The sequence below is a fragment of the Amycolatopsis vancoresmycina genome (assembly GCF_000716785.1).
In the GTDB taxonomy this organism is placed as follows: domain Bacteria; phylum Actinomycetota; class Actinomycetes; order Mycobacteriales; family Pseudonocardiaceae; genus Amycolatopsis; species Amycolatopsis vancoresmycina.
Genome location: NZ_JNYY01000018.1, coordinates 76,433 through 101,968 on the forward strand (window position 1 = coordinate 76,433; position 25,536 = coordinate 101,968).

General features: G+C 71.0%; 25 protein-coding genes. 19 read left to right on the top strand and 6 right to left on the bottom strand.

All coding sequences use genetic code 11. From position 1 onward, the window contains the following. Positions 1 to 106 precede the first annotated feature (106 nt). Genes OO60_RS34615 through OO60_RS34635 form a run of 5 tightly spaced genes read left to right on the top strand, consistent with a single transcriptional unit; the run spans position 107 to position 6,138 of the window. The gene (locus OO60_RS34615; RefSeq protein WP_051767853.1) at positions 107 to 1,714 is read left to right on the top strand and encodes an ABC transporter substrate-binding protein; all 1,608 of its coding nucleotides are present in this window, start codon (positions 107 to 109) and stop codon (positions 1,712 to 1,714) included. Then, positions 1,711 to 2,664, top strand: a complete 954-nt coding sequence (locus OO60_RS34620) for an ABC transporter permease (protein WP_003091816.1) — start codon at positions 1,711 to 1,713, stop codon at positions 2,662 to 2,664. The genes OO60_RS34615 and OO60_RS34620 overlap by 4 nt, the downstream gene beginning before the upstream one ends. Then, the gene (locus OO60_RS34625) at positions 2,657 to 3,481 is read left to right on the top strand and encodes an ABC transporter permease (RefSeq protein ID WP_051767854.1); all 825 of its coding nucleotides are present in this window, start codon (positions 2,657 to 2,659) and stop codon (positions 3,479 to 3,481) included. The genes OO60_RS34620 and OO60_RS34625 overlap by 8 nt, the downstream gene beginning before the upstream one ends. Next, a complete protein-coding gene (locus OO60_RS34630; RefSeq protein WP_003091814.1) occupies positions 3,478 to 5,037 on the top strand; it encodes a dipeptide ABC transporter ATP-binding protein in 1,560 nt (519 codons plus the stop codon). Before OO60_RS34625 ends, OO60_RS34630 begins: the two co-directional genes overlap by 4 nt. Continuing rightward, positions 5,038 to 6,138, top strand: a complete 1,101-nt coding sequence (locus tag OO60_RS34635; RefSeq protein WP_003091812.1) for a glycosyltransferase — start codon at positions 5,038 to 5,040, stop codon at positions 6,136 to 6,138. It abuts the gene before it with no gap. Between the two features lie 15 nt (positions 6,139 to 6,153). Here OO60_RS34635 and OO60_RS34640 read toward each other — a convergent pair whose 3' ends face one another. Further along, positions 6,154 to 8,037 (bottom strand): FAD/NAD(P)-binding protein, encoded by a 1,884-nt coding sequence (locus OO60_RS34640; protein WP_033262963.1) that lies wholly within the window; start codon positions 8,035 to 8,037, stop codon positions 6,154 to 6,156. Between the two features lie 171 nt (positions 8,038 to 8,208). Here OO60_RS34640 and OO60_RS34645 point away from each other — a divergent pair, with 171 nt between their 5' ends. The 4 genes from OO60_RS34645 (at position 8,209) to OO60_RS34660 (ending at position 12,786) form a co-directional block, all read left to right on the top strand. Continuing rightward, positions 8,209 to 8,499 carry a hypothetical protein gene (locus tag OO60_RS34645; RefSeq protein WP_003091807.1) on the top strand — a complete coding sequence of 97 codons (291 nt, stop codon included), beginning with the start codon at positions 8,209 to 8,211 and terminating at the stop codon, positions 8,497 to 8,499. Positions 8,500 to 8,580: 81 nt separating this feature from the next. Continuing rightward, positions 8,581 to 9,726, top strand: a complete 1,146-nt coding sequence (locus OO60_RS34650; protein ID WP_003091806.1) for an LLM class flavin-dependent oxidoreductase — start codon at positions 8,581 to 8,583, stop codon at positions 9,724 to 9,726. A gap of 311 nt (positions 9,727 to 10,037) precedes the next feature. After that, positions 10,038 to 11,300 (top strand): MFS transporter, encoded by a 1,263-nt coding sequence (locus OO60_RS34655; protein WP_003091803.1) that lies wholly within the window; start codon positions 10,038 to 10,040, stop codon positions 11,298 to 11,300. A gap of 322 nt (positions 11,301 to 11,622) precedes the next feature. Next, a complete protein-coding gene (locus OO60_RS34660) occupies positions 11,623 to 12,786 on the top strand; it encodes a GGDEF domain-containing protein (RefSeq protein WP_003091801.1) in 1,164 nt (387 codons plus the stop codon). 9 nt (positions 12,787 to 12,795) lie between these two features. On the opposite strand, the gene OO60_RS34665 is transcribed toward OO60_RS34660, so the two are convergent. Continuing rightward, a complete protein-coding gene (locus tag OO60_RS34665; protein ID WP_033262936.1) occupies positions 12,796 to 13,440 on the bottom strand; it encodes a TetR/AcrR family transcriptional regulator in 645 nt (214 codons plus the stop codon). Positions 13,441 to 13,527: 87 nt separating this feature from the next. Here OO60_RS34665 and OO60_RS34670 point away from each other — a divergent pair, with 87 nt between their 5' ends. Beyond that, the gene (locus OO60_RS34670) at positions 13,528 to 14,751 is read left to right on the top strand and encodes a lipase family protein (protein WP_003091799.1); all 1,224 of its coding nucleotides are present in this window, start codon (positions 13,528 to 13,530) and stop codon (positions 14,749 to 14,751) included. Between the two features lie 68 nt (positions 14,752 to 14,819). Here OO60_RS34670 and OO60_RS34675 read toward each other — a convergent pair whose 3' ends face one another. Further along, the gene (locus tag OO60_RS34675; protein ID WP_003091797.1) at positions 14,820 to 15,230 is read right to left on the bottom strand and encodes a DUF3151 domain-containing protein; all 411 of its coding nucleotides are present in this window, start codon (positions 15,228 to 15,230) and stop codon (positions 14,820 to 14,822) included. 230 nt (positions 15,231 to 15,460) lie between these two features. On the opposite strand from OO60_RS34675, the gene OO60_RS34680 reads away from it, so the two are divergent. Genes OO60_RS34680 through OO60_RS34690 form a run of 3 tightly spaced genes read left to right on the top strand, consistent with a single transcriptional unit; the run spans position 15,461 to position 17,331 of the window. Next, positions 15,461 to 16,633, top strand: a complete 1,173-nt coding sequence (locus OO60_RS34680) for a hypothetical protein (RefSeq protein ID WP_205624203.1) — start codon at positions 15,461 to 15,463, stop codon at positions 16,631 to 16,633. Positions 16,634 to 16,655: 22 nt separating this feature from the next. Then, positions 16,656 to 16,934 (top strand): type II toxin-antitoxin system Phd/YefM family antitoxin, encoded by a 279-nt coding sequence (locus OO60_RS34685; RefSeq protein WP_033262964.1) that lies wholly within the window; start codon positions 16,656 to 16,658, stop codon positions 16,932 to 16,934. Beyond that, positions 16,927 to 17,331: a type II toxin-antitoxin system VapC family toxin gene (locus OO60_RS34690; RefSeq protein ID WP_003091789.1), complete on the top strand. Its 405-nt coding sequence runs from the start codon at positions 16,927 to 16,929 to the stop codon at positions 17,329 to 17,331. The genes OO60_RS34685 and OO60_RS34690 overlap by 8 nt, the downstream gene beginning before the upstream one ends. Positions 17,332 to 17,387: 56 nt before the next feature. Here OO60_RS34690 and fbaA read toward each other — a convergent pair whose 3' ends face one another. Both fbaA and OO60_RS34700 read right to left on the bottom strand, forming a co-directional pair. Beyond that, the gene (gene fbaA, locus OO60_RS34695; protein ID WP_003091787.1) at positions 17,388 to 18,419 is read right to left on the bottom strand and encodes a class II fructose-bisphosphate aldolase; all 1,032 of its coding nucleotides are present in this window, start codon (positions 18,417 to 18,419) and stop codon (positions 17,388 to 17,390) included. A 154-nt stretch (positions 18,420 to 18,573) separates the two neighbouring features. Then, positions 18,574 to 19,398 (bottom strand): LLM class F420-dependent oxidoreductase, encoded by an 825-nt coding sequence (locus OO60_RS34700; RefSeq protein WP_003091785.1) that lies wholly within the window; start codon positions 19,396 to 19,398, stop codon positions 18,574 to 18,576. Positions 19,399 to 19,470: 72 nt separating this feature from the next. Here OO60_RS34700 and OO60_RS34705 point away from each other — a divergent pair, with 72 nt between their 5' ends. From OO60_RS34705 to OO60_RS34730, 6 genes are all read left to right on the top strand, one after another. Next, positions 19,471 to 20,385 carry an aldo/keto reductase gene (locus OO60_RS34705; RefSeq protein WP_003091783.1) on the top strand — a complete coding sequence of 305 codons (915 nt, stop codon included), beginning with the start codon at positions 19,471 to 19,473 and terminating at the stop codon, positions 20,383 to 20,385. Positions 20,386 to 20,456: 71 nt separating this feature from the next. Then, positions 20,457 to 21,368: an SDR family oxidoreductase gene (locus tag OO60_RS34710; RefSeq protein WP_003091780.1), complete on the top strand. Its 912-nt coding sequence runs from the start codon at positions 20,457 to 20,459 to the stop codon at positions 21,366 to 21,368. Positions 21,369 to 21,370: 2 nt separating this feature from the next. Further along, the gene (locus OO60_RS34715) at positions 21,371 to 21,844 is read left to right on the top strand and encodes a pyridoxamine 5'-phosphate oxidase family protein (protein ID WP_033262937.1); all 474 of its coding nucleotides are present in this window, start codon (positions 21,371 to 21,373) and stop codon (positions 21,842 to 21,844) included. Positions 21,845 to 21,925: 81 nt separating this feature from the next. Beyond that, positions 21,926 to 23,398 (top strand): flavin-containing monooxygenase, encoded by a 1,473-nt coding sequence (locus OO60_RS34720; RefSeq protein ID WP_003091777.1) that lies wholly within the window; start codon positions 21,926 to 21,928, stop codon positions 23,396 to 23,398. Then, the gene (locus tag OO60_RS34725; RefSeq protein WP_003091775.1) at positions 23,395 to 24,252 is read left to right on the top strand and encodes a metal-dependent hydrolase; all 858 of its coding nucleotides are present in this window, start codon (positions 23,395 to 23,397) and stop codon (positions 24,250 to 24,252) included. The genes OO60_RS34720 and OO60_RS34725 overlap by 4 nt, the downstream gene beginning before the upstream one ends. Further along, positions 24,249 to 25,235 carry a PDR/VanB family oxidoreductase gene (locus tag OO60_RS34730; RefSeq protein ID WP_003091774.1) on the top strand — a complete coding sequence of 329 codons (987 nt, stop codon included), beginning with the start codon at positions 24,249 to 24,251 and terminating at the stop codon, positions 25,233 to 25,235. The genes OO60_RS34725 and OO60_RS34730 overlap by 4 nt, the downstream gene beginning before the upstream one ends. Here OO60_RS34730 and OO60_RS34735 read toward each other — a convergent pair. Beyond that, positions 25,230 to 25,514 carry a YciI family protein gene (locus tag OO60_RS34735; protein ID WP_003091772.1) on the bottom strand — a complete coding sequence of 95 codons (285 nt, stop codon included), beginning with the start codon at positions 25,512 to 25,514 and terminating at the stop codon, positions 25,230 to 25,232. The two genes, OO60_RS34730 and OO60_RS34735, sit on opposite strands and share 6 nt — an antisense overlap. Between the last annotated feature and the right edge of the window lie 22 nt (positions 25,515 to 25,536).

Below are 25,536 nucleotides of genomic sequence, written 5' to 3' on the forward strand. Positions count from 1 at the left end.
TTGCGGTGCCAGGCTTTGGGACTCCGGTTCGCCTGGTGAGACGGCCTTCAGCGCGTGGTTAGCGTCGGCGGTTGAAGACGCAACCACTCCCGCTGGAGGCCGTCCGGTGTCCCTGCTTCCCCGTCCCCGCGCTGCCGCGGCCTTGCTCGTCCTGCCCCTGCTGCTGACCGCCTGCGCCGCCGCCGGCACCGAACAAGCCGCGTCCGGGCCACCCAAGCCCGGCGGCACCCTGCGCCTGGGCATCTCGTCCGCGCCCGACTGCATCGACCCTCAGCAGGTCGCCACGAACGCGTCCATCAACGTCGCCCGCCAGCTCGTCGACTCGCTGACCGACCAGGACCCGAAGACCGGCGAGATCAAGCCGTGGCTGGCCGAGAAGTGGGAGGGCAACGCCGATTCGACGGCGTTCACCTTCCACCTGCGGCCCGGCGCGACGTTCTCCGACGGCAGCCCGGTCGACGCCGCCGCCGTGAAGACGAGCTTCGACGGCATCAAGGCCCTCGGCACCAAGGCCCAGCTCGGCTACGGCTACCTCGCCGCGTACAAGGCGTCGACGGTCGTCGGCCCGCAGACCGTGCGCCTCGAGTTCTCCGCGCCCAGCGCCCAGTTCCTGCAGGCCAGCTCGACGGTGTCACTCGGCGTCCTCGCGCCCGCGGCGTTCAAGAAGACGCCGGAACAGCGCTGCCAGGGCGACGGCCTGGTCGGCTCCGGGCCGTTCGTCTTCGAGAGCCTCAAGCAGAACCAGGAAATCGTGCTGGCCAAGCGCAAGGGCTACGCGTGGGACTCGTCGCTGTTCAAGCACCAGGGCGAGGCATACTTGGACAAGATCGACTACAAGATTGTGCCCGAGCCCGGGGTCCGCACCGGCAGCCTCGCCTCCGGCCAGCTCGACGCGGCCACCGACATCCAGCCGGTCGACGAGCCCCAGTTCACCGGCAACGGCTTCAGCGAGAACATCCGGCCCAACCCCGGCGTCGTGTTCAACCTGCACGCCAACACGACCCGCGGGGTGCTCACCGACGAGAAGGTGCGCCAGGCCGTGCTCAAGGGCGTGGACCGCGCCGAGGTGGTGAACACCGTGCTGACCCCGAACTACAAGGCGGCCACGAGCATCCTCGGGTCGGCGACGCCGCTGGTCAGCGACCTGTCGCAGCAGCTGGCGCACGACCAGAAGGGCGCGGCCGCGCTGCTGGACGGCGACGGCTGGGTGCCCGGCGCCGACGGGATCCGCACGAAGAACGGGCAGCGGCTGAGCGCGTCCGTCGTGTTCTCGCCGGTGTTCAACCAGAACCGCAGCGCGCTGGAACTGATCCAGCAGCAGCTGCGCAAGGTCGGCTTCGACCTGAAGATCGAGCAGCACACCATCGCCGAGACCACGCAGATCCAGCTGTCCGGCAACTACGACTTCCTCTGGTACAACGTCACCCGCGCCGACCCGGACATCCTGCGCGGCCAGTTCTCCACGAAGGCCGGCAATCGCAGCAAGCTGGCACCGGGCAACCCGCTCGACACCGCCCTCGACGCCCAGTCGTCCACAGTGGACATCGCGAAGCGCAAGCCGGCCGCCGACGAGGCACAGAAGCTCATCATCGAGCACGCCTACGCCATCCCCGTGTTCGAGCTGACCCAGGTCGTCGCGCTGAGCTCGAAGGCGCACGCCGTCGACTTCGAGGCGTCGTCACGGCTGCAGCTGTTCGACGCGTGGCTGTCGTGAGGCGCTACCTGCTCCGCCGCGTCGGGCAGGCGGTGTTCGTGCTGTGGGCGGCGTTCACGCTGTCGTTCCTGATCCTCTACCTGCTGCCGGGTGACGCCGTTTCGGCGAAGCTCGCCGGCGGCGAGGGCGGGGCGTCGATGACGGCGGAGCAGGTCGCCGCGGCCCGCGCGGAATACGGCCTCGACTCGCCGTTGCCGGTGCAGTACCTGAACCGGCTGGTCGCGGCCCTGCACGGCGACTTCGGCCGCAGCGTCGCGACCGGCGACGACGCGACGCACATGGTCGTCACGGCGCTGCCGCCGACGCTCGCGGTGACCGGGCTGGCGCTGGTGTTCGCGGTGCTCTTCGGCGGCGGCACGGCGTTGCTCGGCACGTTCACGCGGTTCCGCTGGCTGCGGCAGGCGTTGCTGTCCCTGCCGTCGCTGGCCATTTCGCTGCCGCCGTTCTGGGTCGGGCTGCTGCTGATCCAGTTCTTCTCGTTCCGGCTGCGGCTGCTGCCCGCGCTGGGCACCCAGGGGTTCGCCGCGCTGCTCCTGCCGGCGATCACCCTGGCCCTGCCGACCGGCGCGATCATCGGCCAGGTGCTGGCGAAGAGCCTGGCCACACAACAGGAACAGCCGTACGCGGAGATCGCCGCGGCCAAGGGTGCGAGCCGCTGGCGGGTCCACTTCGGACACCTGCTGCGCAACGCGGCCGTGCCGACGCTGACCGTCGCCGGGGTGGTCGCGGGCAACCTGGTCGCGGGTTCGGTGATCACCGAGACGGTGTTCTCGCGCGACGGCGTCGGCCGGATCACCGCGGCCGCCGTCACCGCGCAGGACGTCCCGGTGGTGCAGGCGGTGATCGTGCTGGCCGCGCTGGTGTTCGTGGTGCTCAACCTGGCCGTCGACCTGCTGTACCCGGTGCTCGACCCCCGCATCGCCCGTACCCCGGCGGTGGCCCGTGGTTGACCTGGCTCTCCCGAAGCGCCGCGTGAAGGTGCCGCCCGGGTTGGTGGTGGCCGTCGCCGTGCTCGCGTTCGTGCTGCTGGCGGCCTTCGCGCCGGCCCTGCTGACCGGGGCCGACCCGATCACCGGCGTCCCGAAGGAACGGCTGCAGGGCCCGTCGCTGCAGCACCTGTTCGGTACCGACGAGACCGGCCGTGACGTCTACGCGCGGGTGGTCCACGGTGCGTCGCTCTCGCTGCGGGCGACCGCCATCGCCGTGCTCGTGGCCCTGGTCGCCGGTTCGGCGCTCGGCCTGCTCGCCGGGTTCCGCGGCGGCTGGCTCGACACCGCGATCATGCGGGTCGTCGACGTCTTCCTGGCCATCCCGCCGATCCTGCTGTCGCTGGCCCTGGTCACGGCGCTGGGCTTCGGCACGACGAACGTCGCGATCGCCGTCGGCATCGCGAACCTGGCGTCCTTTGCGCGGGTCATGCGCGCGGAGGTGCTTCGCGTGCGCAACGGCGTGTTCGTCGAGGCGGCGCGGGCTTCCGGCGTCCGCTGGTCGGGCGTGCTGCTGCGGCACGTCCTGCCGAACGCGGCGGGCCCGGTACTGGCGCTGGCGACGCTCACCCTCGGCACGGCGGTGCTCGAGGTGTCGGCGCTGAGCTTCCTCGGCTTCGGCGCCACCCCGCCGACGCCGGAGTGGGGGTCGCTGGTCGCGGGCGGGCGCAGTTTCCTGGCCACGGCCTGGTGGATGACGACGTTCCCGGGGCTGACGGTCGCGGCGGTGGTGCTGTCCGCGAACCAGCTGTCGCGTGCGCTGGACGGAGGAGACCGATGACCCTGCTGCGGATTTCCGGCCTGGCCGTGTCGTACAAGGACGTCCCGGCCGTGCGGGACGTCGGGTTCGACGTCGGCGCGGGCGAGGTGGTGGCCGTCGTCGGCGAGTCGGGCTCGGGCAAGTCGACCACGGCGCACGCGGCGATCGGCCTGCTCCCGCGCGGCGGCCGCGTCGACGGCGGCTCGATCACCTTCGACGGCCGGGACCTGCTTTCGCTGTCGTCCCGGCAGTGGCGCTCGGTGCGCGGGCGCGAGATCGCCCTGGTGCCGCAGGACCCGGCGGTGTCGCTCAACCCGGTGCACCGGATCGGCGACCAGGTCGCGGAGGTGCTGCGGATCCACGGCCTCGCGGACCGGCGATCGGCGTCCGTGCAGGCGATCGAGCTGCTGGAACGGGCCGGGGTGCCGTCGCCGGAGCTGCGCGCGCGGCAGTACCCGCACCAGCTGTCGGGCGGGCTGCGGCAGCGCGTGCTGATCGCGGCCGCGCTGGCCGGCCGGCCGAAGCTGATCATCGCGGACGAGCCGACCTCGGCGCTGGACGTCACCGTGCAGCGGCGGATCCTCGACCACCTGACGGCGCTGGCGCTCGACTCGGGGACGGCGATCCTGCTGATCACGCACGATCTCGGCGTCGCCGCTGATCGCGCGTCGCGGATCGTGGTGCTCTCGCAGGGGTCGGTGGTGGAGGAGGGCTCGTCGGTCGTCAGCGCGCCGACGCACCCCTACACGCGGCAGCTGCTGGCGGCGGCACCGAGCATGACGAGCGCTTCGCGTGAACCGGCACCGCCCGCCGAACCGCTGGTTTCGGTGCGCGACCTGGCGAAGACGTTCGACGGCGGCATCCGCGCGGTCGACGGCGTTTCGTTCGACATCCCCCGCGGCCAGACCCTGGCCCTGGTCGGCGAGTCCGGCTCGGGCAAGTCGACGACGGCCCGGATGGTGCTGCGCCTGGAGACCCCGTCGGCGGGCTCGGTGGTGTTCGACGGCCAGGACATCACGACGCTGGGTGGCGCGGAGCTGCGCCGCCTGCGACGGCGGATGCAGATCGTGTACCAGAACCCCTATGCGTCCCTGAACCCGAAGTTCTCGATCGAGGACGTCGTCGCGGAGCCGCTGCGGGCGTTCGGCCTGCCGCGCACCGCTGTCCCGTCGCTGCTCGACCAGGTGGCTTTGCCGGCGTCGGTGGCGCGCCGCAAACCGGCCGAGCTGTCGGGCGGCCAGCGTCAGCGGGTGGCGATCGCGCGGGCCCTGGCGTTGCAGCCGGACCTGCTGGTGTGCGACGAACCGGTGTCGGCCCTCGACGTGTCGGTGCAGGCCCAGATCCTGCGGCTGCTGGCGGAGCTGCAGTCGTCGCTGGGGTTGTCGTACCTGTTCATCTCGCACGACTTGGCGGTGGTGCGGCAGCTCGCGGACCACGTGGGCGTGCTCCGGGACGGCGTCCTGGTGGAACTGGGGCCGGCGGGGCAGGTGCTGGCGCAGCCACGGGCGGAGTACACGAAGGAACTGCTGGCGGCAATTCCGGGACGTGCGGCGCAGGAGGTCAGTACGCTCGGGTGAGTGCGGATCCTCTTCACGTGCCGCCCGGCGTACGGCCACCTCTTCCCGCTGCTGCCGCTCGCCGACGCCGCGAAAGCCGCCGGGCACGACGTCGTCTTCGGTACCGGGGACGACTTCGTCGCCAAGGTTCGGGACCTCGGGTTCGAAGCCCACCGCGCCGGGATCGGCATCGGCGAGGCCGAAACCGAGGCCAAGCGGCGGCACGGCGAGGACGCCGGTTTCCTCGACGTCGGCATCACGATGTTCGCCGAGCTGCTGCCGCGCTCGCTGCTCGACGACCTCACCCCGCTGCTCCCGGTCCTGCGGCCCGACCTCGTCATCCACGAGATGAGCGACGTCGGCGCGGGGATCGCGGCCCGGCGCGCCGGGCTTCCCGCCGTCTCGGTGGTGATCGGGCGGTCGATGCCGCCGGACATCCTGGCCGTCGCCGCCGAACGGCTGCGGCCGCTGTGGGGTGAGCTGCCCGCCGACGCCCTGCTGGGCGACGCCTGCGTCGACGTCTGGCCCGACAGCGTCCGCGATCCCGGGACCGCAGCCGTGCCGCGGGTGTTCCGGATGCGCCCGACGCCGTACGACCCCGACGTCCCGCTGCCGCCCCTGCCGGACGACGGCTTCGTCTACCTGACGCTCGGCACCGTCGTCTACGGCGCCACCCAAGTACTGCGCGGGGCGATCCGCGCCCTGTCCGAGTTCGACGTGCTGGTGGCGCTCGGCCCGGGCGATCCCGCGGCCTTGGGTGAGCTGCCGGACCGCGTCCGGGCCGCCGGGTTCGTGCCGCAGGCCGAGGTGCTGAAGCACGCCGGTCTGGTGGTGCACCACGGTGGCACCGGCACCACCCTCGCCGCCCTCGCGGCCGGGCTGCCGCAGCTGGTCCTGCCGCAGGGCGCCGACCAGTTCGCCAACGCCGACACCCTCAGCACACTCGGCGCGGCGAGGGCCCTGGTCGGCGACGCGGTCCGGATCGACGCCATCGAGACAGCAGCCCACGCCCTCCTGACCGACCCGAAGCCGCGGGAAATCGCCCAGGGCGTCGCCCGGGAAATCGCCGGAATGCCCGCCCCCGAGGTGGTGCTCGGCGAGCTGGTCACCTGGGCCTCGTGAGTGGTAAGGCGAGTTCTAACTCGCCTTACCACTCACGAGCGCCAGGATCTCGCGGGCTACGGCGTCGTTCTGGCGGAAGGACAGGGCGTTCGTCCGCGGGCGGGTGAACGCCGCCGCCGAGCGGGCGCTCGTGTGGGGGCCCACCGAGAACCGGTGCGGGTGGGCTCGTCCGGTTCCGTCGAGCAGGCGGGAGTCCGACACTCGCGTGTGGATCCGGCCCGACCGCAGCAACGCGCCCGTCACCGGGTCCGCCACGGTCTCTTCGGCCAGTTCACCTGCGTCCCGCAGCTGCCGGAGGAGGCCGTCGGCCGCGCGGGTCACGCTCGGGCCCGGCAGCCGCGCTTCGACGAGCGTGCGGGCCTCGACCGTCTCCGGGTGGCTCGCTCCGGACGCCACGAACACGCCGCGCTCGGCCGAGACCTGCATTTCCGCGCCCACGAAAGAAACCAGGCCCGCCTCCTGGAGCGCCAGCAGTTCCTCCAGCCGGCGCGGGGGCGGGCCGCTGGCGTAGTACGAGAAGAACCCGTGGAACCAACCGTCCATATCGGACACTTGAGACGCGGCGTCCAGCCGTCCTTTCCGGACCAGCGTGGGCAGCTGGCCGTACACCGACAGCAGCGCCATGAAAGCACCGAGGTCGGCGCTGAACTCCTGGTCCGCCCGGCGCGCCAGGTCGGCCTCGATGTACTCGCGCAGTTCCTTGCCGAACTCCTCGGCCGTGCCGGACGTGCGGCCCGCCAGCGGCCGGTCCAGCCGGTCGAGGTCGAGCCGGTCGGCCTCGGCGGGCACCGCGCGCGCGACGAGGTCCAGCATGCCGGGCGAATCCCAGGCCAGGTCGGCGAAGGCGTCGGCGAACACCGTGAAGTCCAGGCGCACCCGCTCGGGGTGTCCGGTGAACAGCTCGCTGTAGTAGCCCCAGGCCAGTTCCTTCGCGACCAGCGGCCAGACGTCCCGGCGGAAGTCCAGCGCGTCCCCGGACAGCGAGTCGATGGCGTAGGCGTCGAAGAACCTGGGCAGCCGCAACGGTTTCCCGAGCAGCCGGTAGCCGATCTTCGCGTGGTACGGCACCCCGCGTCGCGAGCCGACGTGCAGCACCGGCTCGGCGCCGCTCGGGTGGTAGCGCAGGCCACCGCAGGGGCGTTCCTCGAACCGGCCGCCGCGGCCCTCGGTCAGCAGCAGCATCAGGTCGACGAAGGCCAAGCCGAAGCCTCGCACCAGCACGGTTTCGCCCGGGGCGATGGCGGAGTAGTCGACGTCGGCGGTGTAGCCGGCCGGGTAGTAGGCCAGCCCGTGCCGCGCGGCGAACGCCACCAGCTCGCGCTCCCGCTCGTCGGGTTCCGCGTCGAGGTGCCCGACGGTGAACACGACGGCGTCCGCGACGACCGCCGAGCCGTCGGAGAGGCTGACGGTGTTCCCGGCCACCCCGGTCGCCCTGGCCGCGTGCTCGACGACGTCGACACCGCCGGGGAGGTCCGCCACGACGTGCCGGTACACCCAGGTCAGGTAGGCGCTCTGCAGGCGCCGGGTGGGGAAGTCGAAGGGGTCGAGCGCGGTCAGCTCGGCGACGACGTCGGCGGGCACCTCGGCCTCGAGCCCGCCGTCACGCACCATCCGCGCCCACTCCAGCAGCGACGGCCCCGGCCGCACCGGGCCCGCCATCGTCACCGAGTCGTCGGTGAACATCGTGACGTCCTCGGGCATGGAGTTCATCCGCAGCAGCGGTGACTGGTCGTAGCGCCACACCCGGCCGGGGCCGGGCGGGAACGGGTCGATCAGGTGCACTTCGAGCCGGCGGCCGCCGAGCAGCTCGCCGGCGTTCGCGCCGAGCCGTTCGAGGACGCCGACCCCGCGGGGTCCGGCGCCCACGACAGCCAGGGTGAACGGCGGGAGATCAGCCACGAACCCGAAGCTACGCCGGGCTTTCGCGACCGGACGGCCTTCCCACAGGGCGGAACCCATCCGGGCCGCCCGCGGCTCCGAACTCCCGGGGTACGCCGGCGAAAGGAGCGAACTTGACCTTCGTCCACCGAGGCGCCCGGGCCTCAGCCGCACGCCGCCACCTGCGAATACTTGCCCGATGAGATCGGCTCGCCGCACCGCGTCCACACCGCGCAGGACGTGGTCGGCACCCTGCTGCGGGGGAACTGGGCGATCTTCGCCCACGAATGGGCCGATCCGGACGGGATCGACCCGGAGCACTGGCAGGACGTCGTCGAGGCCGCCGCGGAGGCGGCCGGGGTCGACGTCGAGTTCGTGGTCATCCCGCGCCGGTCCCTGACCGTCGTGTTCAACCGGGCCGCGCCGCCCAGCTTCGAGCAGGTCCGGGCGTCGATCGAGGTGATCGAGGCGCACCGGCGCTAGTTCCACCCTGCGGACGTCGTTGCCGCTCCCGCTCACCCGGGCGTAGCCCTGGCAGTACCGAGGCGAGAGAAGGTGAACGGAATGCCGGTGGAGTTCCTGGGCATCGGGGGCACGCACGACGGGTCCGAGACGCACGCCCGCTCGGGCGGGGTGTTCGACAAGGAGTACACGCTGCGCCTGGCCCGCGCGCACGAGGACTTCGGGTGGGACCGGGTGCTGTTCGCCTACGGCTCCGGCTCGCCCGATCCCGCGCAGGCGGCCGCGTACGTCGCCACGAAGCTCGACAAGCTGCAGATCCTGCTCGCGCACCGCGCGAACGTCTCGTACCCGACGTTCGCGGCGAAGACGTTCGCCACGCTCGACCAGATCTCCGACGGCCGGCTCACGGTGCACTTCATCACCGGCGGCAACGACCACGAGCAGCAGCGCGAGGGCGACTTCCTGACCAAGGACCAGCGCTACGGCCGGACCCGCGAGGCCATCCAGATCATCAAGCGGGCCTGGACGTCGGATGAGCCGTTCGACTTCGACGGCGAGTACTACCGCTTCGCCGACTACGTCAGCGACGTCAAGCCGGTGCAGCAGCCGCGGCCGCGGGTGTCCTTCGGCGGCTCCTCACCCGCCGCGTACGCCGCCGGAGGCGCCGAAGCGGACATCTACTGCCTCTGGGGCGAGCCGCTGGCGCAGACCGCCGAGCAGATCGAGTCGGTCAAGGCCGCCGCGAAGGCCGCCGGCCGCACCGACGTGCCGCGGATCCAGGTCGCGTTCCGGCCGATCATCGCGCCCACCGAGGAGCTGGCCTGGGAGAAGGCGTACGCCACGGTCGGCGCTATCAAGGACCGGACCAAGGGCGGGCAGCCGCTGACCCGGCGGCACAAGCTCACCGAGCCCGAGAACACCGGCTCGCAGCGGCTGCTGGAGATCGCGGCGCAAGGCGAGCGCTTCGACCGGGCCCTGTGGACGCCGACCGCGGCCGCGACCGGCGGCGCCGGCAACTCGAACGCACTGGTCGGGACGCCGGAGACGGTCGCGCAGGCCCTGCTGGACTACTACGACCTCGGCGTCGAAATCCTGTCCGCCCGCGGCTACGACATGCTCGGGGACACGATCGACTTCGGCCGCCACGTCATCCCGATCGTCCGTGAAGAGGTCGCCAAGCGCGACGCCGCCCGCGCGGCCGCCCCCGCCCGGATCCCCGCGGAGGACGCCCTGGCCGTCGACGGCTGAGCCCCCGTCCCACCCGGTAGCCACCTCGCGAACGCGAGGTGGCTACTTTTGCCTCTGGCGACCGACCAGCGGGTACGGAATGATCCACCGGTGACTCCTGGGCGACCGGTCAGACACTGCGGGCTATCGTCTGACCCGTTCGGGAAAGCTCCGTGACACCTTGGATACCAGCGAAAGAACCTAGAGATTTACCCACTGTCACGGGACACTGGCTGGGGGAACTCACGTACCGTGACGGCCTGGTGACCAGCCGGTCAAATCGACGACTGGTCCGAGGCGGGCACGGTCTGCACACGGAGTCGGAGAAACGCATGGCAGCACCGCCGGACCGGGTCACGTTCCGCGAGGTGTTCGGGATCGCCGAGTTCCGGGCGCTCTGGTTCGCGGAACTGTTGTCGATCGCCGGTGACCAGCTGGCGAGAGTCGCGCTGTCGATCCTGGTGTTCACCACGACCGGTTCCGCCACGCTGACGGGCCTCACCTACGCGCTGACCTTCGCCCCGTCGCTGATCGGCGGCATCTTCCTGACCGGTCTCGCCGACCGGTTCTCGCGGCGCACCGTGATGGTCGCCGTCGACCTGCTGCGCGCCGGGCTGATCCTGCTGGTCGCCGTGCCCGAGCTGCCGTTCTGGGTGGTCTGCGTGCTCGTCGGCGGCGTTTCGCTGCTGAACCCGCCGTTCAAGGCCGCCCAGCTCGCGCTGCTGCCGCAGGTCCTGGAGGGCGACCGGTTCGTCGTCGGGATGGGCGTGCGGACGATGACCGTCCAGACGGCGCAGCTGCTCGGGTTCGCCGGCGGCGGTGCGCTGCTGCTGGCCCTCGACCCGCACGTGGCGCTGGTGCTCGACGCCGTCACGTTCCTGCTGTCCGCGGCCTTCGTCCGGTTCGGCGTCCGCCCGCGGCCGGCCGCCGCGAAGGCGGAGACGCGGAAGTCGTTCTTCGCCACGATCGGGGCCGGTGGCCGGGTGGCGTTCGCCAGCCCCGCGCTGCGGACGCTGGTGCTGTTCACCTGGCTGATGGGCCTGCTGCCGGTGTACGAGGGGATCGCCGCGCCGTACGTGGCTTCGGCGGGCGGGGGCCCCGAGCTCGTCGGGCTGCTGCTCGCGGCCGACCCGGTCGGCAGCGTGATCGGCACGTTCGTCTTCACGCGGTGGGTGCCGGCCGACGCCCGGCCGAAGCTGATCGCGCCGCTGTCGGCGCTGTGCGGGGTGCCCATGCTGGTGGGCTTCGCGCAGCCCGGACCGTGGGTCTCGATCGTCCTGTTCGTCCTGTCCGGGGCGTTCGGCGCGGTCGCGCTGCTGCAGGCGACGGCGTCGCTCACGCTGGCTGTCCCGGACGAGAACCGCGCGCAGACGATGGGGCTGTCCAACACCGGGCTGACGACGATGCTCGGCGTGAGCCCGCTCATCGGTGGCGTCCTGACGGACTACGTCGGGGCGCAAACGACTGTCGGCATCTTCGGCGTTGCCGGATTGATACTTACCGCGCCGCTCGCCCTGGCGTGGCGGCGAGCGCGGCTTTCAAGGGCAGGCGGAGGCGGGCACGACTTTGAGACCCAGCGCGCCGAACACGCCTGAACACGCTCGACACGCTGGCTTCGTCATCGCGACCTTGCGGCGCGGCTCCGGCTCACTGATCTCTGGAACGCATCGCTGGCCACCCTTCGATCCGGCGTCCCGGAAAATGTACACACCTAAGGCCCTTGTGGACAGACGGCAAACGGGCTGAAACTGTCCGTGAGTGGTTCATCACCACCACCGAGCGCAAGGGTTTGGGGGAAAAATGGTCACATTGGGGGAACGGTCTGGACAAGGCGTGATTTCTGGTGTTGCGGGCTGGGCGCTGTGGCGGCGGCCGCCCCGCTGGATCGCTGTCACGCTCGCGGCGATCGCAGTACTGGTGGGCTGGACGGCCGTCGCCACGGTCACCACCCCGGTCACGTTGAAGCACCTGGGCATCCTGGGCCTGCTGGGGGCCCTCGCACTGGCCCAAACCGAGGTCAGCCGCCGGATCGAGCGCCAGCGCCGCATCCTGAGCGACGGCCCGCACATGAACATGACGTCGGTGTGGCTGCTGCCCGCCGCGCTCCTGCTGCCGACGCAGCTGGTCACCTTGCTCGGGGTGACGCTGTACGTCGGCCTGGCCCTGCGCAGCTGGTCGGGCACCCGCCCGGGCCAGCCGCACCGGGTCGCCGCGAACGCCACCAGCGCGACGCTGTCGGCGTGCTCGGCCGGGCTGGTCACGCTGTACTCGCCCGAGCTGAGCGTCGTCACCGTCTCGATCGCGGTGCTGGTGTACTTCGTGGTCAACGCGGCCCTCACCGGACTCGGCCTCTACCTGGCCAACCCGGCCGAGGCGACGGTCGAAAGCTGCCTCGGCGGGATGGACGACAACCTCCTCGAGCTGTCCACGCTGTGCGTCGGCGGCCTGCTGGTGATGGTGCTCGGCCATGAGCCGCTGCTGTCGGTGCTGGTCATCCTGCCGCTGTACGTGCTGCAGCGGTCCGTGCTGGTCAAGCGGCTCGAAGAGCTGGCCACCACGGACCAGAAGACGCAGCTGCTCAACGCCACCACCTGGCAGGACGGCGCCCAGCGCGAGATCTCGCGCGCCGAGCGCGAGAACGGCAGCTTCGGCGCCATGATGATCGACCTCGACCACTTCAAGCGGATCAACGATACCTACGGGCACCTCGCGGGGGACGACGTGCTCAAGGCGGTCGCCGCCGTGGTCAAGCAGGAGACCAGGGCGCACGACCTGGTCGGCCGGTTCGGCGGCGAGGAGTTCGTCGCACTGCTGCCGTCGACGTCCAAGGAGGACGCCATCGTCACGGCGGAGCGGATCCGGCAACGGGTCAGCGAGCTGATCATCAGCACCACGACCAACGCGGGCGCCGCCGTCGACATCGAACGGCAGACGGCGTCCATCGGCGTCGCCGCCTACCCGCTGGACGGGTCGTCGATCGAGGAAGTGATGGCGTCCGCCGACGCGGCCGTGTACGCGGCCAAACACGGCGGGCGAAATAGGGTGGTGGGGTCGGCCGCGGCGGCGTTGGCCGCGGCTTAGCGCCCTTGCCTACCGCAGCCGGTCGATGACGTCGCTCGCCTTGGTCTGGAGGCGGGCGACGCCACCGACGGTGAATTCGGTGAGCAGGTCGATCAGGGCGTCCTGGTCCGGCGGCTCGCCGTCCCAGGTGGCCTGGACCAGTGATTCGGTCATCGCGAAGAAGAGCGTGACGAGCGCGCGGTCGGCGCGGCCGGAGTCGATGCCGTGCGCCGCCCACCGCTTGCGGCTGGCGTCGGCGTAGACGACGGCCAGCCTCTCCCTCAACCGGGTGAGAGCGGGGTCGCCGGCGCGCTCGGCCGCCCGGAGCACCCCGTACGCCTCCGGGCTGTCGGCGACGAAGGTGACCATGTTGGCGTAGTTGGCCCGCGCCCAGGCCCGCAGCCCGGGCTGCGTGTCGGCCACCGAAGGCCCGGCGATGGCGGTGAACGCGCTTTCCTCGGTCAGCGCCACGACCTCGGCGAACAGCGTCGCGCGGTCGCCGAACTGCTCGTAGACGGCCTGCCGCGAGACGCCGGCTTCGCGGGCGATCTGCTCGATCGTCGCGCCCTGCATCCCGTGCTGCGCGACGACCCGCGCGGTCGCCTGCAGCACGCGGGCGCGCTGCTCGGAAACCGGGAGCTTGCGCGGCCGCCCGCGCGGAGCCGGGCTTGACATGTGGTCCACCTCACGTGATTCTTTTTCCGACACCTCTGTCTGAAAAGGTGTTCCCCGCGCACTCGACCTGCTCAACGAGGAGCAAGCATGCGTATCTTCTCCCGCCGCGCCCTGTCTGCGGCCGTCGCCACGGTTTCCGTTCTGGCACTGGCGACGCTCGGCCCGCCCGGCGCCTCGGCCGCGTCCTTCTACGATCCCCCGTCCCCCCTCCCCGCCCTCGGCAACGGCGACGTCATCCGGCACGAGGCGTCGACGTTCTACATCGACCCGATCCAGCTGATCAAGGCCGACGCGGACGTGCAGCGGATCATGTACCTCAGCCGCGACACGCACGACACGCCGATCGCCGTCACCGGCACGGTGCTGACCCCGCACGCGGCCTGGCACGGCTCCGGACCGCGCCCGATCGTCTCCTACGCCGTCGGCACGCAGGGCGAGGGCGACGACTGCGCGCCGTCGAAAGCGCTTGCCGCGGGCTTCGAGTACGAAGGCCCGTTCATCGCCGGGCTGCTGACGCGCGGCTACGGCGTCGTCGTCACCGACTACGAAGGGCTCGGCACGCCCGGGGACCACACGTACGTCAACCGCGCTTCGCAGGGGCACGCGGTGCTCGACGCGATCCGCGCGGCGCAGCGGCTGCCGGAAGCGGGCCTGCCGGACGACGGCCCGGTCGCGATCGCGGGCTACTCCCAGGGCGGCGGCGCGTCGGCCGCGGCGGCGGAGCTGCAGCCGAGCTACGCGCCCGAGCTGAAGCTGAAGGGCGCGTACGCCGGAGCAGTGCCGGCAGACCTCGCCGAGGTCGCGAAGAACCTCGACGGGCACTACGCGGTCGGGTTCCTCGGGTTCGCGCTGGTCAGCCTGAACTACGCGTACCCGGAGCTGAACATCCCGGCGCTGCTCAACGCGCGCGGCAAGCAGCTGTTCGAGCAGGTCCGGACCGAGTGCACGGTGGAGGCGATCGCCGCGCACGCGTTCACGCAGTCGGCGTCGCTGACCAGCGATGGCCGCTCGCTGACCGCGTACCTCGGCGAAGAGCCGTACCGGTCGCGGGTGGCCGAGCAGAAGATCGGCTCGCTGAAGCCGTCGGCGCCGGTGCTGATCGTGCACAGCGCACTCGACGACATCGTGCCCTACGCGCAGGACCGCGACCTGGGCCGGACGTGGTGCGGCAAGGGCGTGAAGTTGCAGTTCAGCACGTCATTGGTGCCGACGCACGTGCTCGGCGCGGTGCGGGCGTACCCGGAGGCGTTCGCCTGGCTGGAGGGCCGCTTCGCCGGCCTCCCGGCACCGGTCAACTGCGGCTGGTTCTGAGGTCTGCCGCGGCTGGTCGTGAGTGGTAAGGCGCGTTCTAACGCGCCTTACCACTCACGACCGGTGGGTCACTTCAGGCCGGTGGCTTCCGCGGCGGCGGGGTCGGAGTCGGCGAGGAAGGTCTTGCAGCGCTCGTACTCCTCGGTCTCGCCGATCTTGCCGGCGGCCTTGCCGAGGACGGCGAGGGCACGCAGGAAGCCCTGGTTGGGGCGGTGCGACCACGGCACCGGGCCGAAGCCCTTCCAGCCGGCGCGGCGCAGCTGGTCCAGGCCCCGGTGGTAGCCGGTCCGGGCGTAGGCGTACGCGGCGACGGTCTCGCCCGCGTCCAGGGCCTTCTCGGCGAGCGAGGCCCACGCCTCGCTGTAGTCCGGGTGTTCGGCGGCGACGGTGGCCGGGTCGGTCCCGGCGTCGAGCGCGGCCTGGGCGGCGGTGTGCTCGGGCAGCAGCGTCGGCTCGGGGCCGAGCAGGTTGTGCGTCATGGGGCCATTCTGCCCCTAGAGGAAGAGGGTCCCCAGCACCCCGGCTCCGGCCAGCACCAGGGCGGCGACGAGCACGCCCGCGACAACTCGTTTCGGCATCATGGCGCGACACCATGCCAAGGGGTGGCCGCTCAGGGCAAGTTCGTGACCCCTACGGGTGAACCCCGATTTTCGCGTCCTTTGCCACGGTCTTGGCCCACTCGTGACCATGACCGGCCATGATGTCCGGCATGGCCAAGGCAGTCGACGTCCCGGTGGACGTGATCCCGCGCAGCCCGATCGGCAAGACGCGGCTGTTCTTCACGCGGCACTGGCACCGCGGCGCCCCGGGGCAGCCGACCCCGGACTGGGTGCTCCGGTTCTGCTACGGGATGTGGCTGACGGCGTTCGCGTTCAAGCTGCTGGGCTCGTCGTGGGACATGTCGTGGCACTTCCGCTGGCTGCGCGACGACCTGGCACCCCCGCACCTGATCAACACGGTCGGCACGGTGATCATCGTGGTGCTGGTGGCGATCCACAGCTACACGGGCCTCGGGTGTGACAAGCGGTCGTTGCGCCTGATGCAGATCGGGCTGCTGACGTTCCTGGTGGCGGCACCGCTGGACGTGATCAACCACCGCGTCAACGGCCTCGACCTGACGGCGTGGAGCCCGTCCCACATGATGCTGTACCTGGGCACGGGCATCATGCAGGCGGGCGTGCTGCTGGGCTGGCTGAAGTACGCGCCCCCGGGCCGCTTCCGGACGGGCGTGCTGCTCGGCCTGTGGGCGTTCTTCCTGGAGAACACGTTCTTCCCGAACGGCCAGCAGGAGTACGGCATCCTCGGCCTGCGCGCGTGGGAGCGCGGCGAGCCGGAGGCGGAGAAGTCGCTGCTGGACTTCGCGGCCAACCAGATCGGCCACCCGGTCGACCGGACGGCGGTGCTGCACTTCACGATGCCGATCCCGTCGTGGGTGTATCCGTTGTGGGGCATCGGGGTGATGGCGCTGATCCTGGCCCTGGCGCGTCGGACGCTGGGCTTCCGCTGGGCGGCCACTTCGGTGGCGCTGGCGTACGTCGCTTACCGGTCGGTGATGTGGCCGTTGTTGCTGGGGCTGGGTTTTCCGGTTTCGACGGTGCCGTTCTACCTCTTGTTCGTCGGGTTGGCGGTGGACTTGGCGTTCGCGATGAGCTCGGGTGTTCTCCAGGCCGGCGCGGGGGCGCTGCTGGTGACGGCGTTCGGGTACGGGGCGTTCTGGGTGCAGTCGCAGTTCCGCCCGTGGGTGCTGGGGGACGCGCACACGGAGTCGGCCCCACCGGCGGCGTACTGGACGGCTTTGGTGGTGCTGGGCGGGGTGTTCGCCCTGTGGGCGGCGGCCGGCCCGGCTTCGCGGCGGTGGTCCGCAAGGCGGGTAACGGTGTAGCACGCGGTGCTACAATCACGTGGTGAACGTCATCAGCCAGCGCGAGTTCCGGAACAACTCGGCCGCGATCATGGACGCGGTCGAGGCCGGCGAGACGTACCACGTCACCCGCAACGGCGTGGAGATCGCCGAACTGCGGCCGGTGTCGCGCCGGAAGCAGTTCACCGCGGCGGAGCTGGTCGAGCGGCACAAGCGACTGCCAAGGGTCGATGCAGCCGAGCTGCGTCGAGAGGCCGGCGAGTTCTTCGGCGACGATCGCCTCGGCGATGACGACAACCCGTGGGAGCGCAAGCATGGCTGATCGTCACGCCGCCGGGGTGCTGGACACCTGCGCCTACCTCGAGCTCGGCACGCTTGATCCGGCGGCGCTTCCGGAGTTCCCGGAGATCACCGCGGTGACCATGGCCGAACTCCACCAAGGCGTTGTCATGACAGCGGACCCGGCCGCGAAGGCCATCCGGAACGAGCAGCTGGGCGCTGCCATCGTCGAGTTCACCCCGTTGCCGTTCGACGGCGAAGCCGCCGCGCGCTACGGCACGCTGGTCGCGCTGACCATCGCCGCAGGCCGATCGCCGCGACCCCGCCGGGTGGACCTGATGATCGCGGCGATCGCCTCCGTGCGTGGCCTGCCGCTGTACACCCGCAACGCCAAAGACTTCCGCGGCCTGGAAAGTCTCCTCGAAGTCGTCGAGGTCTGAAACGACGAAGGGGGCCGCCACTCAACCGTGGCGGCCCCCTCTTCGCGCGAAAAGACCTACTTCAGCTTCGTGCCCGCCGAGCCCAGCGCCTGGCAAGCCTCGACGACCCGAGCCGCCATCCCGGCCTCAGCCGCCTTCAGGTATGACCGCGGGTCGTACACCTTCTTGTTCCCGACCTCGCCGTCGATCTTCAGGACCCCGTCGTAGTTCTTGAAGAAGTGGTCCACGATCGGGCGCGTGAACGCGTACTGCGTGTCCGTGTCCACGTTCATCTTCACCACGCCGTACGACACCGCCTCGCGGATCTCCTCCGGGAGCGAGCCCGATCCGCCGTGGAAGACCAGCTCGAACGGCTTCGAGCCCTCCGGGAGGCCCAGCTTCTTCGACGCCGCTTCCTGGCCGCCCTTCAGCACGTCCGGGCGCAGCTTCACGTTGCCCGGCTTGTACACGCCGTGGACGTTGCCGAACGTTGCCGCCAGCAGGTAGCGGCCCCGGTCGCCCGCGCCCAATGCGTCGATCGTCTTCAGGAAGTCGCCTTCGGCCGTGTACAGCTTCTCGTTGATCTCCGCCTCGACGCCGTCCTCTTCGCCGCCGACGACGCCGATCTCGACCTCGAGGATGATCTTCGCCGCCGCCGTCTTGGCCAGCAGTTCCTGGGCGATCTCCAGGTTCTCGTCGAGGTCGATCGCCGAGCCGTCCCACATGTGGGACTGGAACAGCGGGTTCTGGCCGTTCTTCACGCGCTCGGCCGAGATCTCGATCAGCGGGCGGACGAAGCCGTCCAGCTTGTCCTTCGGGCAGTGGTCGGTGTGCAGCGCGACGTTGACGTCGTACTTCGCCGCGACGACCTGGGCGAACTCGGCCAGCGCGGTCGCGCCGGTCACCATGTCCTTGACCTTCTGGCCGGACGCGAACTCCGCACCACCGGTGGAGAACTGGATGATGCCGTCGCTCTCCGCCTCGGCGAAGCCGCGGATGGCGGCGTTCACGGTCTCGGACGAGGTCACGTTGATGGCCGGGTAGGCGAACTCGTTCGCCTTGGCCCGGTCGAGCATCTCCGCGTAGACCTCGGGGGTGGCGATGGGCATCGTTACTCCTCCTTGGCACAGGGTGGTCCCGACCGCATCGTACGAGGTGTACCGCCGCCGCACACCGGTCCCCGGCGAGAAACTTCCCCGCACGTCGAATCGGTTCAGAAGGGGGTGCTTCCGGCCGCCGGGCGCACCGGCGGCCGGACGGAGATCACAGCAGCTCGGACGCCAGCGCGCGGTACGCCGGCCACGGGTCCTCGTTCAGCACCTGGACGACGACCTGGTCGGCCCCCGCGTCCAGGTGGGCCGACAGCCCCCGCGCGATCGTCGCGGCGTCGCCGTGCAGCGCCAGCGCGTCGACCAGGCGGTCGCTGCCCTCGCCCGCCAAATCGGAGTCCGTGAAGCCGAGTTTCCGCAGGTTGGCGACGTAGTTCGACAGCCCGAGGTAGTACTTGACGGTGTTGCGGCCGATCGCGCGGGCCTCGTCGGCGTCTGTCGACAGGACGACCTTGTGCTCCGGCGCCAGCAGCGGCCCCGCGCCGAGGATTTCGCGCGACGAGCGGGTGTGCTCCGGCGTCGTCAGGTACGGGTGCGCGCCGGCCGTGCGCGTTCCCGACAGCTCCACCACCTTCGGCCCCAGCGCCGCCAGCGCGCGGCCGGAAACCGGGACACCGGCCGCGTCCAGGCCGTCCAGGTAGTCGACAAGCGCCGCGTACGGCTTCTTGTACTCCTTCGTCGCTTCGCGGTGGCCTGCGCCGACGCCCAGCAGGAAGCGGTCCGGGTACTTGCCCGCCAGCCGCTCGTACACCTTCGCGATCGACGCCGGTTCGTCCTGCCAGATGTTCACGATGCCGGTCGCGATGACCAGCGAGTCCGTCGCCGCGAGGAGGTCGTCGACGGAGTCGAGGTCGCCGGCGCCGGGCGAACCGCCCAGCCAGATCGCGCCGTAGCCGAGCTTCTCCGCCTCCGCCGCGAACTTCGCGTCGACGTTCGCGTGGTACCGCCAGATCCCGAGCTTGCCCAGTTCGATAGCCATAGAACACCCCAACGCACGAAGTACCGGTTTTCCTCCCGGTTCCCACGACCCGGGAAGACTAACGTCGGGAGCATGACCAAGCTGGGCAACACCGACCTCGACGTCTACGGCCTCAACCTCGGCGCGAACGTCTTCGGCTGGACGGCCGACGAGCCGCAGTCCCACGCCGTGCTCGACGCCTACGCCGCCGCCGGTGGCAACTTCGTGGACACCGCCGACCTCTACGGCGGGGGCGGCCGCTCCGAGGAGATCCTCGGCGGCTGGCTGGCGGCGCGCGGCTGGCGTGACGACTTCGTCGTGGCCACCAAGGTCGGCGGGTGGCCGCAGCGGCCGGGCCTGTCGGCGGAGAACATCCAGGGCGCGGCCGAGGACTCGCTGCGGCGGCTCGGAACCGACCACATCGACCTCTACTACGCCCACATCGACGACCGGGACACGCCGCTCGAGGAGACGCTGGGCGCGTTCGACGCGCTGGTCCGCGCGGGCAAGGTCCGCTACCTGGGCGCGTCGAACTACACCGCCGAGCGGCTCGCCGAAGCACTGTCCATTTCGGACCAGAACGGCTTCGCGCGGTACGCCGTGCTGCAGCCGCACTACAACCTCGTCGAGCGGGACTACGAGCGCGATCTCGCCCCGGTCGTCGAGCGGGAGGGCCTGGCCACCCTGCCGTACTTCGCCCTGGCGAAGGGCTTCCTCACCGGCAAGTACCGCTCGAAGGACGAGACCGGCGACAGCCCGCGTGCCGCCCGCGCCGCGTCCTATTTGGACGCCGGCGGCGAGCGCGTGCTGACCGCGCTCGACGAAGTCGCGGCCGCGCACGGCGTTTCGGTCGCCACGGTGGCGCTCGCGTGGCTGCGGCAGCAGCCGACGGTCGCCGCCCCGATCGCCAGCGCCCGGACGCCCGAGCAGCTCGCCGACCTGACCGCTTCCGTGGCGCTCGAACTGACGGACGCCGAGGTGACCGCGCTGAGCGACGCCGCCAGCTGAACATACTCACGGGTAGCTTACTGTGGGTAAGTTGAGGTACGGTGCCCTCAAGTGACGTCTAGGAGGGCACCGTGGCCAACCCGTTTTCGCTGCTGAGCGGCACCAAGAAGGTCGACGGCAAGGTCGTGCTGATCACCGGCGCGGCCCGCGGCATCGGCGCCGGGCTCGCCGAACGGCTGGCCGCCCGCGGCGCGAAGGTCGCCCTCGTCGGCCTCGAAGCCGAGGAGCAGCAGAAGGTCGCCGACCGGATCGGCCCGAACGCCCACGCCTGGGAAGCCGACGTCACCAGCTGGGACGCCCTCGAAGCCGCCACGAAGGGGGTTGTCGAGCACTTCGGCGGGATCGACATCGTCATCGCCAACGCCGGCATCGCGACCGCGGGCTTCGTCCGCTCGGTCGACCGGGCCGCGTTCGAGAAGGTCATCGAAGTCGACCTGCTCGGCGTCTGGCGGACGTTCCGCGTCACGCTCCCGCACGTCATCGAGCGCAAGGGCTACCTGCTGGCCATCTCCAGCCTCGCCGCCATCACGCACGCGCCGGGGATGGCCAACTACGCCGCCGCCAAGGCCGGCGTCGAAGCCTTCTCGAACAGCCTGCGCGCCGAAGTCGCCCACCTGGGCGTCAAGGTCGGCGTCGCGCACCCGACGTGGATCCGCACCGACCTCGTCGAAAGCGCCGACGCCCACCCGGTGTTCGGCAAGCTCCGCGCGTCGATGCCCGGCCTGATCGGCAAGACGTACCCGCTGGACGTCGCCCTGGACGACCTCGAAGCCGGCATCCTCAAGCGCGCCCGGACCATCCACGTGCCGCGCTGGGTCGGCGGCCTCAAGCTGCTCCGCGCGTTCCTGCCGCCGATCATCGAGATCGGCTCCCGCAGCCGGGTACCGTCGGCGGACAAGGCCGCGCTGGCCGACATCGAGGCCCGCGGCGCGTTCGAGTCGGCGGTCACCGGCCACGGCGGGCGGGCCGCCACCAAGGGGTGAAGATGTCCCGTCGCGACCAGATCAGGATGACCGAGGACGAGGTCCGCGCGTACCTCGCGGAGCAGAAGGTCATCAACGTCGCCAGCGTCGGCCCGAACGGCCGCCCGCACCTCGCGCCGCTCTGGTACTTCCCGCACGAAGACGGCGTCGCGACCTGGACGTACGGCACGTCGCAGAAGGCGAAGAACCTCCGCCGCCTGCCGGAGGCGACGGTGCTGGTGGAGGACGGCGACAGCTACGAGAAGCTCCGCGGCGTCTCGTTCGAGGCCGACGTCGAGCTCGTCGAGGACACCGCCGAGGTCACCCGGATGGGGACCGCGCTGATGCAGCGGTACTCGGGCGCCAAGCCGGGTGACCCGGCACCGGCCGAACTCCAGGCCTTCATCGCAGGTCAGGCGGCAAAACGCGTCGGGCTCGTGTTCCGCCCGACCAAGGTCGTCAGCTGGGACCACGGCAAGCTCGGCGGGACGTACTGATCGGTAGGGAGTACTTCCAAGTAACTGTTACCTGAGGTAACGTCATCTGGGCAGCCAACTCGACGCAGCGGAGGCCGACAGATGACCGAGCGGTTCAAGGTCGTGATCGTGGGCACCGGGTTCTCCGGGCTCGGCCAGGCGATCCAGCTCGAAAAGGCCGGCATCCGGGACTACGTGATCCTGGAGAAGGCCGCCGAGGTGGGCGGGACCTGGCGCGACAACTCCTACCCCGGGTGCGCGTGCGACGTGCAGTCGCACATGTACTCGTTCTCGTACGAGCAGAACCCGGACTGGTCGCGGTCGTTCTCGCCGCAGCCGGAGATCTTCGACTACCTCAAGGGCGTCGCGGACAAGTACCGGCTGCGCGAGAAGATCCGGTTCGGCGTCGAGCTCACCGGCGCGCACTGGGACGAACGCGAGCGCCGCTGGACGGCGACGACGAAGGACGGCCGCGAGTTCGTCGCGCAGTTCCTCGTCTCCGGCGTCGGCGGCCTGCACATCCCGCAGGTCCCCGAGCTGCCCGGGATCGAGAACTTCCAGGGTCAGACCTGGCACTCGGCGCGGTGGAACCACGAGTACGACCTGCGCGGCAAGCGTGTTGCCGTCGTGGGCACCGGTGCCAGCGCGGTCCAGTTCGTCCCGAAGATCGCCCCCGAGGTCGCCGAGCTGACGCTGTTCCAGCGGACGCCGCCGTGGATCATGCCCAAGCCCGACCACGCGATGCCGTCGTGGGCGCAGACGCTGTTCAAGCGCGTCCCGGGCACCCAGCGCCTGTACCGCAACGCGCTGTACTGGCTGCTCGAAGCCCGCGCCATCGGCTTCAACGGCCACCCGGCGATCATGAAGGCCGGCGAGCTGATCGCGAAGCGGAACATCGCGAAGGGCATCCAGGACCGCGCGCTGCGCAAGAAGGTCACGCCGGACTACACGATGGGCTGCAAGCGCGTCCTGATCTCCAACGACTACTACCCGGCGCTGGCGCGGCCGAACGTCGACGTCGTCACCGACGGCATCCGCGAGGTCAAGGCGCACTCGATCGTCGACGCGGCCGGCGTCGAGCACGAGGTCGACGCGATCGTCTACGGCACCGGCTTCAAGGTGACCGACGCGCTGGAGTACCTCGACATCACCGGCGTCGACGGCCGCAACCTCGCGAAGGAGTGGGCGAGTGAGGGCATGCGGACGCACAAGGGCATCACCGTGTCCGGCTTCCCGAACCTGTTCTTCCTGCTCGGCCCGAACACCGCGCTGGGCCACAACTCGGTGGTGTTCATGATCGAATCGCAGTCGCGGTACGTCGTGGACGCCATCAAGCTCGCCGACTCGCGCGGCGCCGCCGCCCTCGACGTCCGGCCGGGCGTGCAGGACGAGTTCCAGCGGGAGATCCAGGACAAGCTGGTCAAGGGCGTCTGGACGCAGGGCGGCTGCAAGAGCTGGTACCTCGACGCCCAGGGCGTGAACCGGACGATCTGGCCCGGCTTCACCTGGCGCTACTGGCTGGAGACGCGCAAGGTCGACCCGGCCGACTACGAACTGTCCGGCCGAGCGTCATGACGTCCGAAGACGAGCAGCTCGTCCTGCACGCGCGAGACGTCGAGTTCGACTGGGCAGCGCTGCCGTCGCACTGGATCCCCGGCGAACCGCAGGCCACGCACACGATCAACGTGCTGCACCTGGCGCTGCCCGAAGGCGAGCGCTGGTTCGTCGAGGTGTTCAAGCAGGCGCTGCCGCTGATCCGCGACGAACGGCTCAAGGAGGACGTCCTCGGCTTCATCGGCCAGGAGGCGGTCCACGCCGAGGCCCACGACGGCGCGGCGGCGCACCTCGAAGCGGCGGGCGTGCGGGTGCGGCCGTTCGTGGCCCAGATGGAGTGGCTGTTCCGGAAGCTGCTCGGCGACCGCGACCTGACCGGGCAGGCCGCCGAGGAGTGGCTGGTCGAGCGGCTGGGGATCATCGCCGCGATCGAGCACTACACGGCGTTCCTCGGCCAGTGGGTGCTCGACGCGCCGCTGGCGGCGGCGGGCGCCGACCCGGTGATGCTGGACCTGCTGCGCTGGCACGGCGCGGAGGAGGTCGAGCACCGGTCGGTGGCGTTCGACGTGTTCATGCACCTCGACGGCCGGTACCCGCGCCGCGTGCGCAGCATGGCGGCGGTGACGCCGGTGCTGGCCTGGGTGTTCCTGCGGGGGACGCGGTACCTGATGCGCAACGACCCGGCCCGCCCGGGCCGCGCGTCCCTGCGGGCGTACCGGCGGGCGGCCAGACGGGGGCTGCTGCCGACCGGACGGGAGCTGGCGCGGGAGATCCGGCCGTACTTCCGGAAGGCGTATCACCCGTCCGAGACCGGGAACACCGAGCAGGCGGTGGCCTACCTGGCGAGCTCGCCCGCGGCCCGGGCGGCCGGGTGACCCTCGGCCGTCCCACGCGGCTGGACGGCAGCGCCCGCACCGATCACCTGATGTCCACTTTGGTCGGTGTCGTGGGCGTTTACCGCCGCTTGTCGCAATTCAGCGGACGGCGGCGGCCGCCCGTCCGCGCGGTGGACCGGAACCTTTCGCTGGTCGTCGAAACGATCCGCCCCGAGGCCGAGGACGTCGTCAGCCTGCGGCTCACCAACGGCACCCCGCTGCCCGCCTGGCGACCGGGTGCGCACGTCGACGTCGTGCTGCCGTCCGGCCTGACCAGGCAATACTCGCTCTGCGGCGACCCCGCCGACCGCTCGCGCTACCGGATCGCCGTCCGCAAGATCGGCGCCGCCTCCGGCGAAATCCACGCCCTCACGCCGGGCACGCGGCTGACCGTCAAAGGCCCGCGGACGGCGTTCCCCTTCGTCGGCGAAGGGCCGTTCCTGTTCGTCGCCGGCGGCATCGGGATCACGCCGATCCTGCCGATGGTCCGCCAAGCCGTCGCGCGCGGCGCGGACTGGCGGCTGGTCTACACCGGCCGCAGCCGGGCGTCGATGCCGTTCCTCGGCGAGCTGCCGGACGACGACCGCGTGTGGATCCGCCCGGACACCGAGTACGGCATTCCGGCGTCCGGCGCCGAACTGCTCGCCGGGCTGCCCGAAGGCGCGTCCGTGTACTGCTGCGGGCCGGTGCCGATGATCACCGGGGTCCGCATGGACCTGGCCCGGACCACGGCCGTCCACTTCGAACGGTTCGCGCCGCCGCCGATCGTCGCCGGGACGCCGTTCCGGCTCACTTTGCGCAGGTCAGGCGAGGTCCTCGAGGTGCCGGGCGACCGGAGTGCGCTCGATGTCCTGCGCGAGGCGCGCCCGGGGACGCCGTACTCGTGCCGCCAGGGCTTCTGCGGGACGTGCGCGGTGCCGACGGCCGACGGCGGATCCATGCGGATCTGCGTCGACCGCGGCACCGCCGTGCTCGACCTATGACTCCGCGGGCAGCCAGGCGCCGATCACCGGCTTGAACTCGCGGACGCTGCGCTCGGCGATGACGCCTTCCAGGAAGTACGGGTCCCGGTCGATCGTCTCCTTGAGGTGCGCTTCGTCGTCGGCCTGGTACAGCGTGACGCCGCCGGTGCCGTCGCCGAGCGGCCCGGCGACCGCGACGCGGCCCTCCCCGGCCAGTTTCGACAGGAACTCGCGGTGGCGCGGCCGGACGTCCGGCATCTTCTCCTGGACGTAGGTGATTTCGACGAGGAACCAGGCCATGTGGATCTCCGGGGTCGGCACG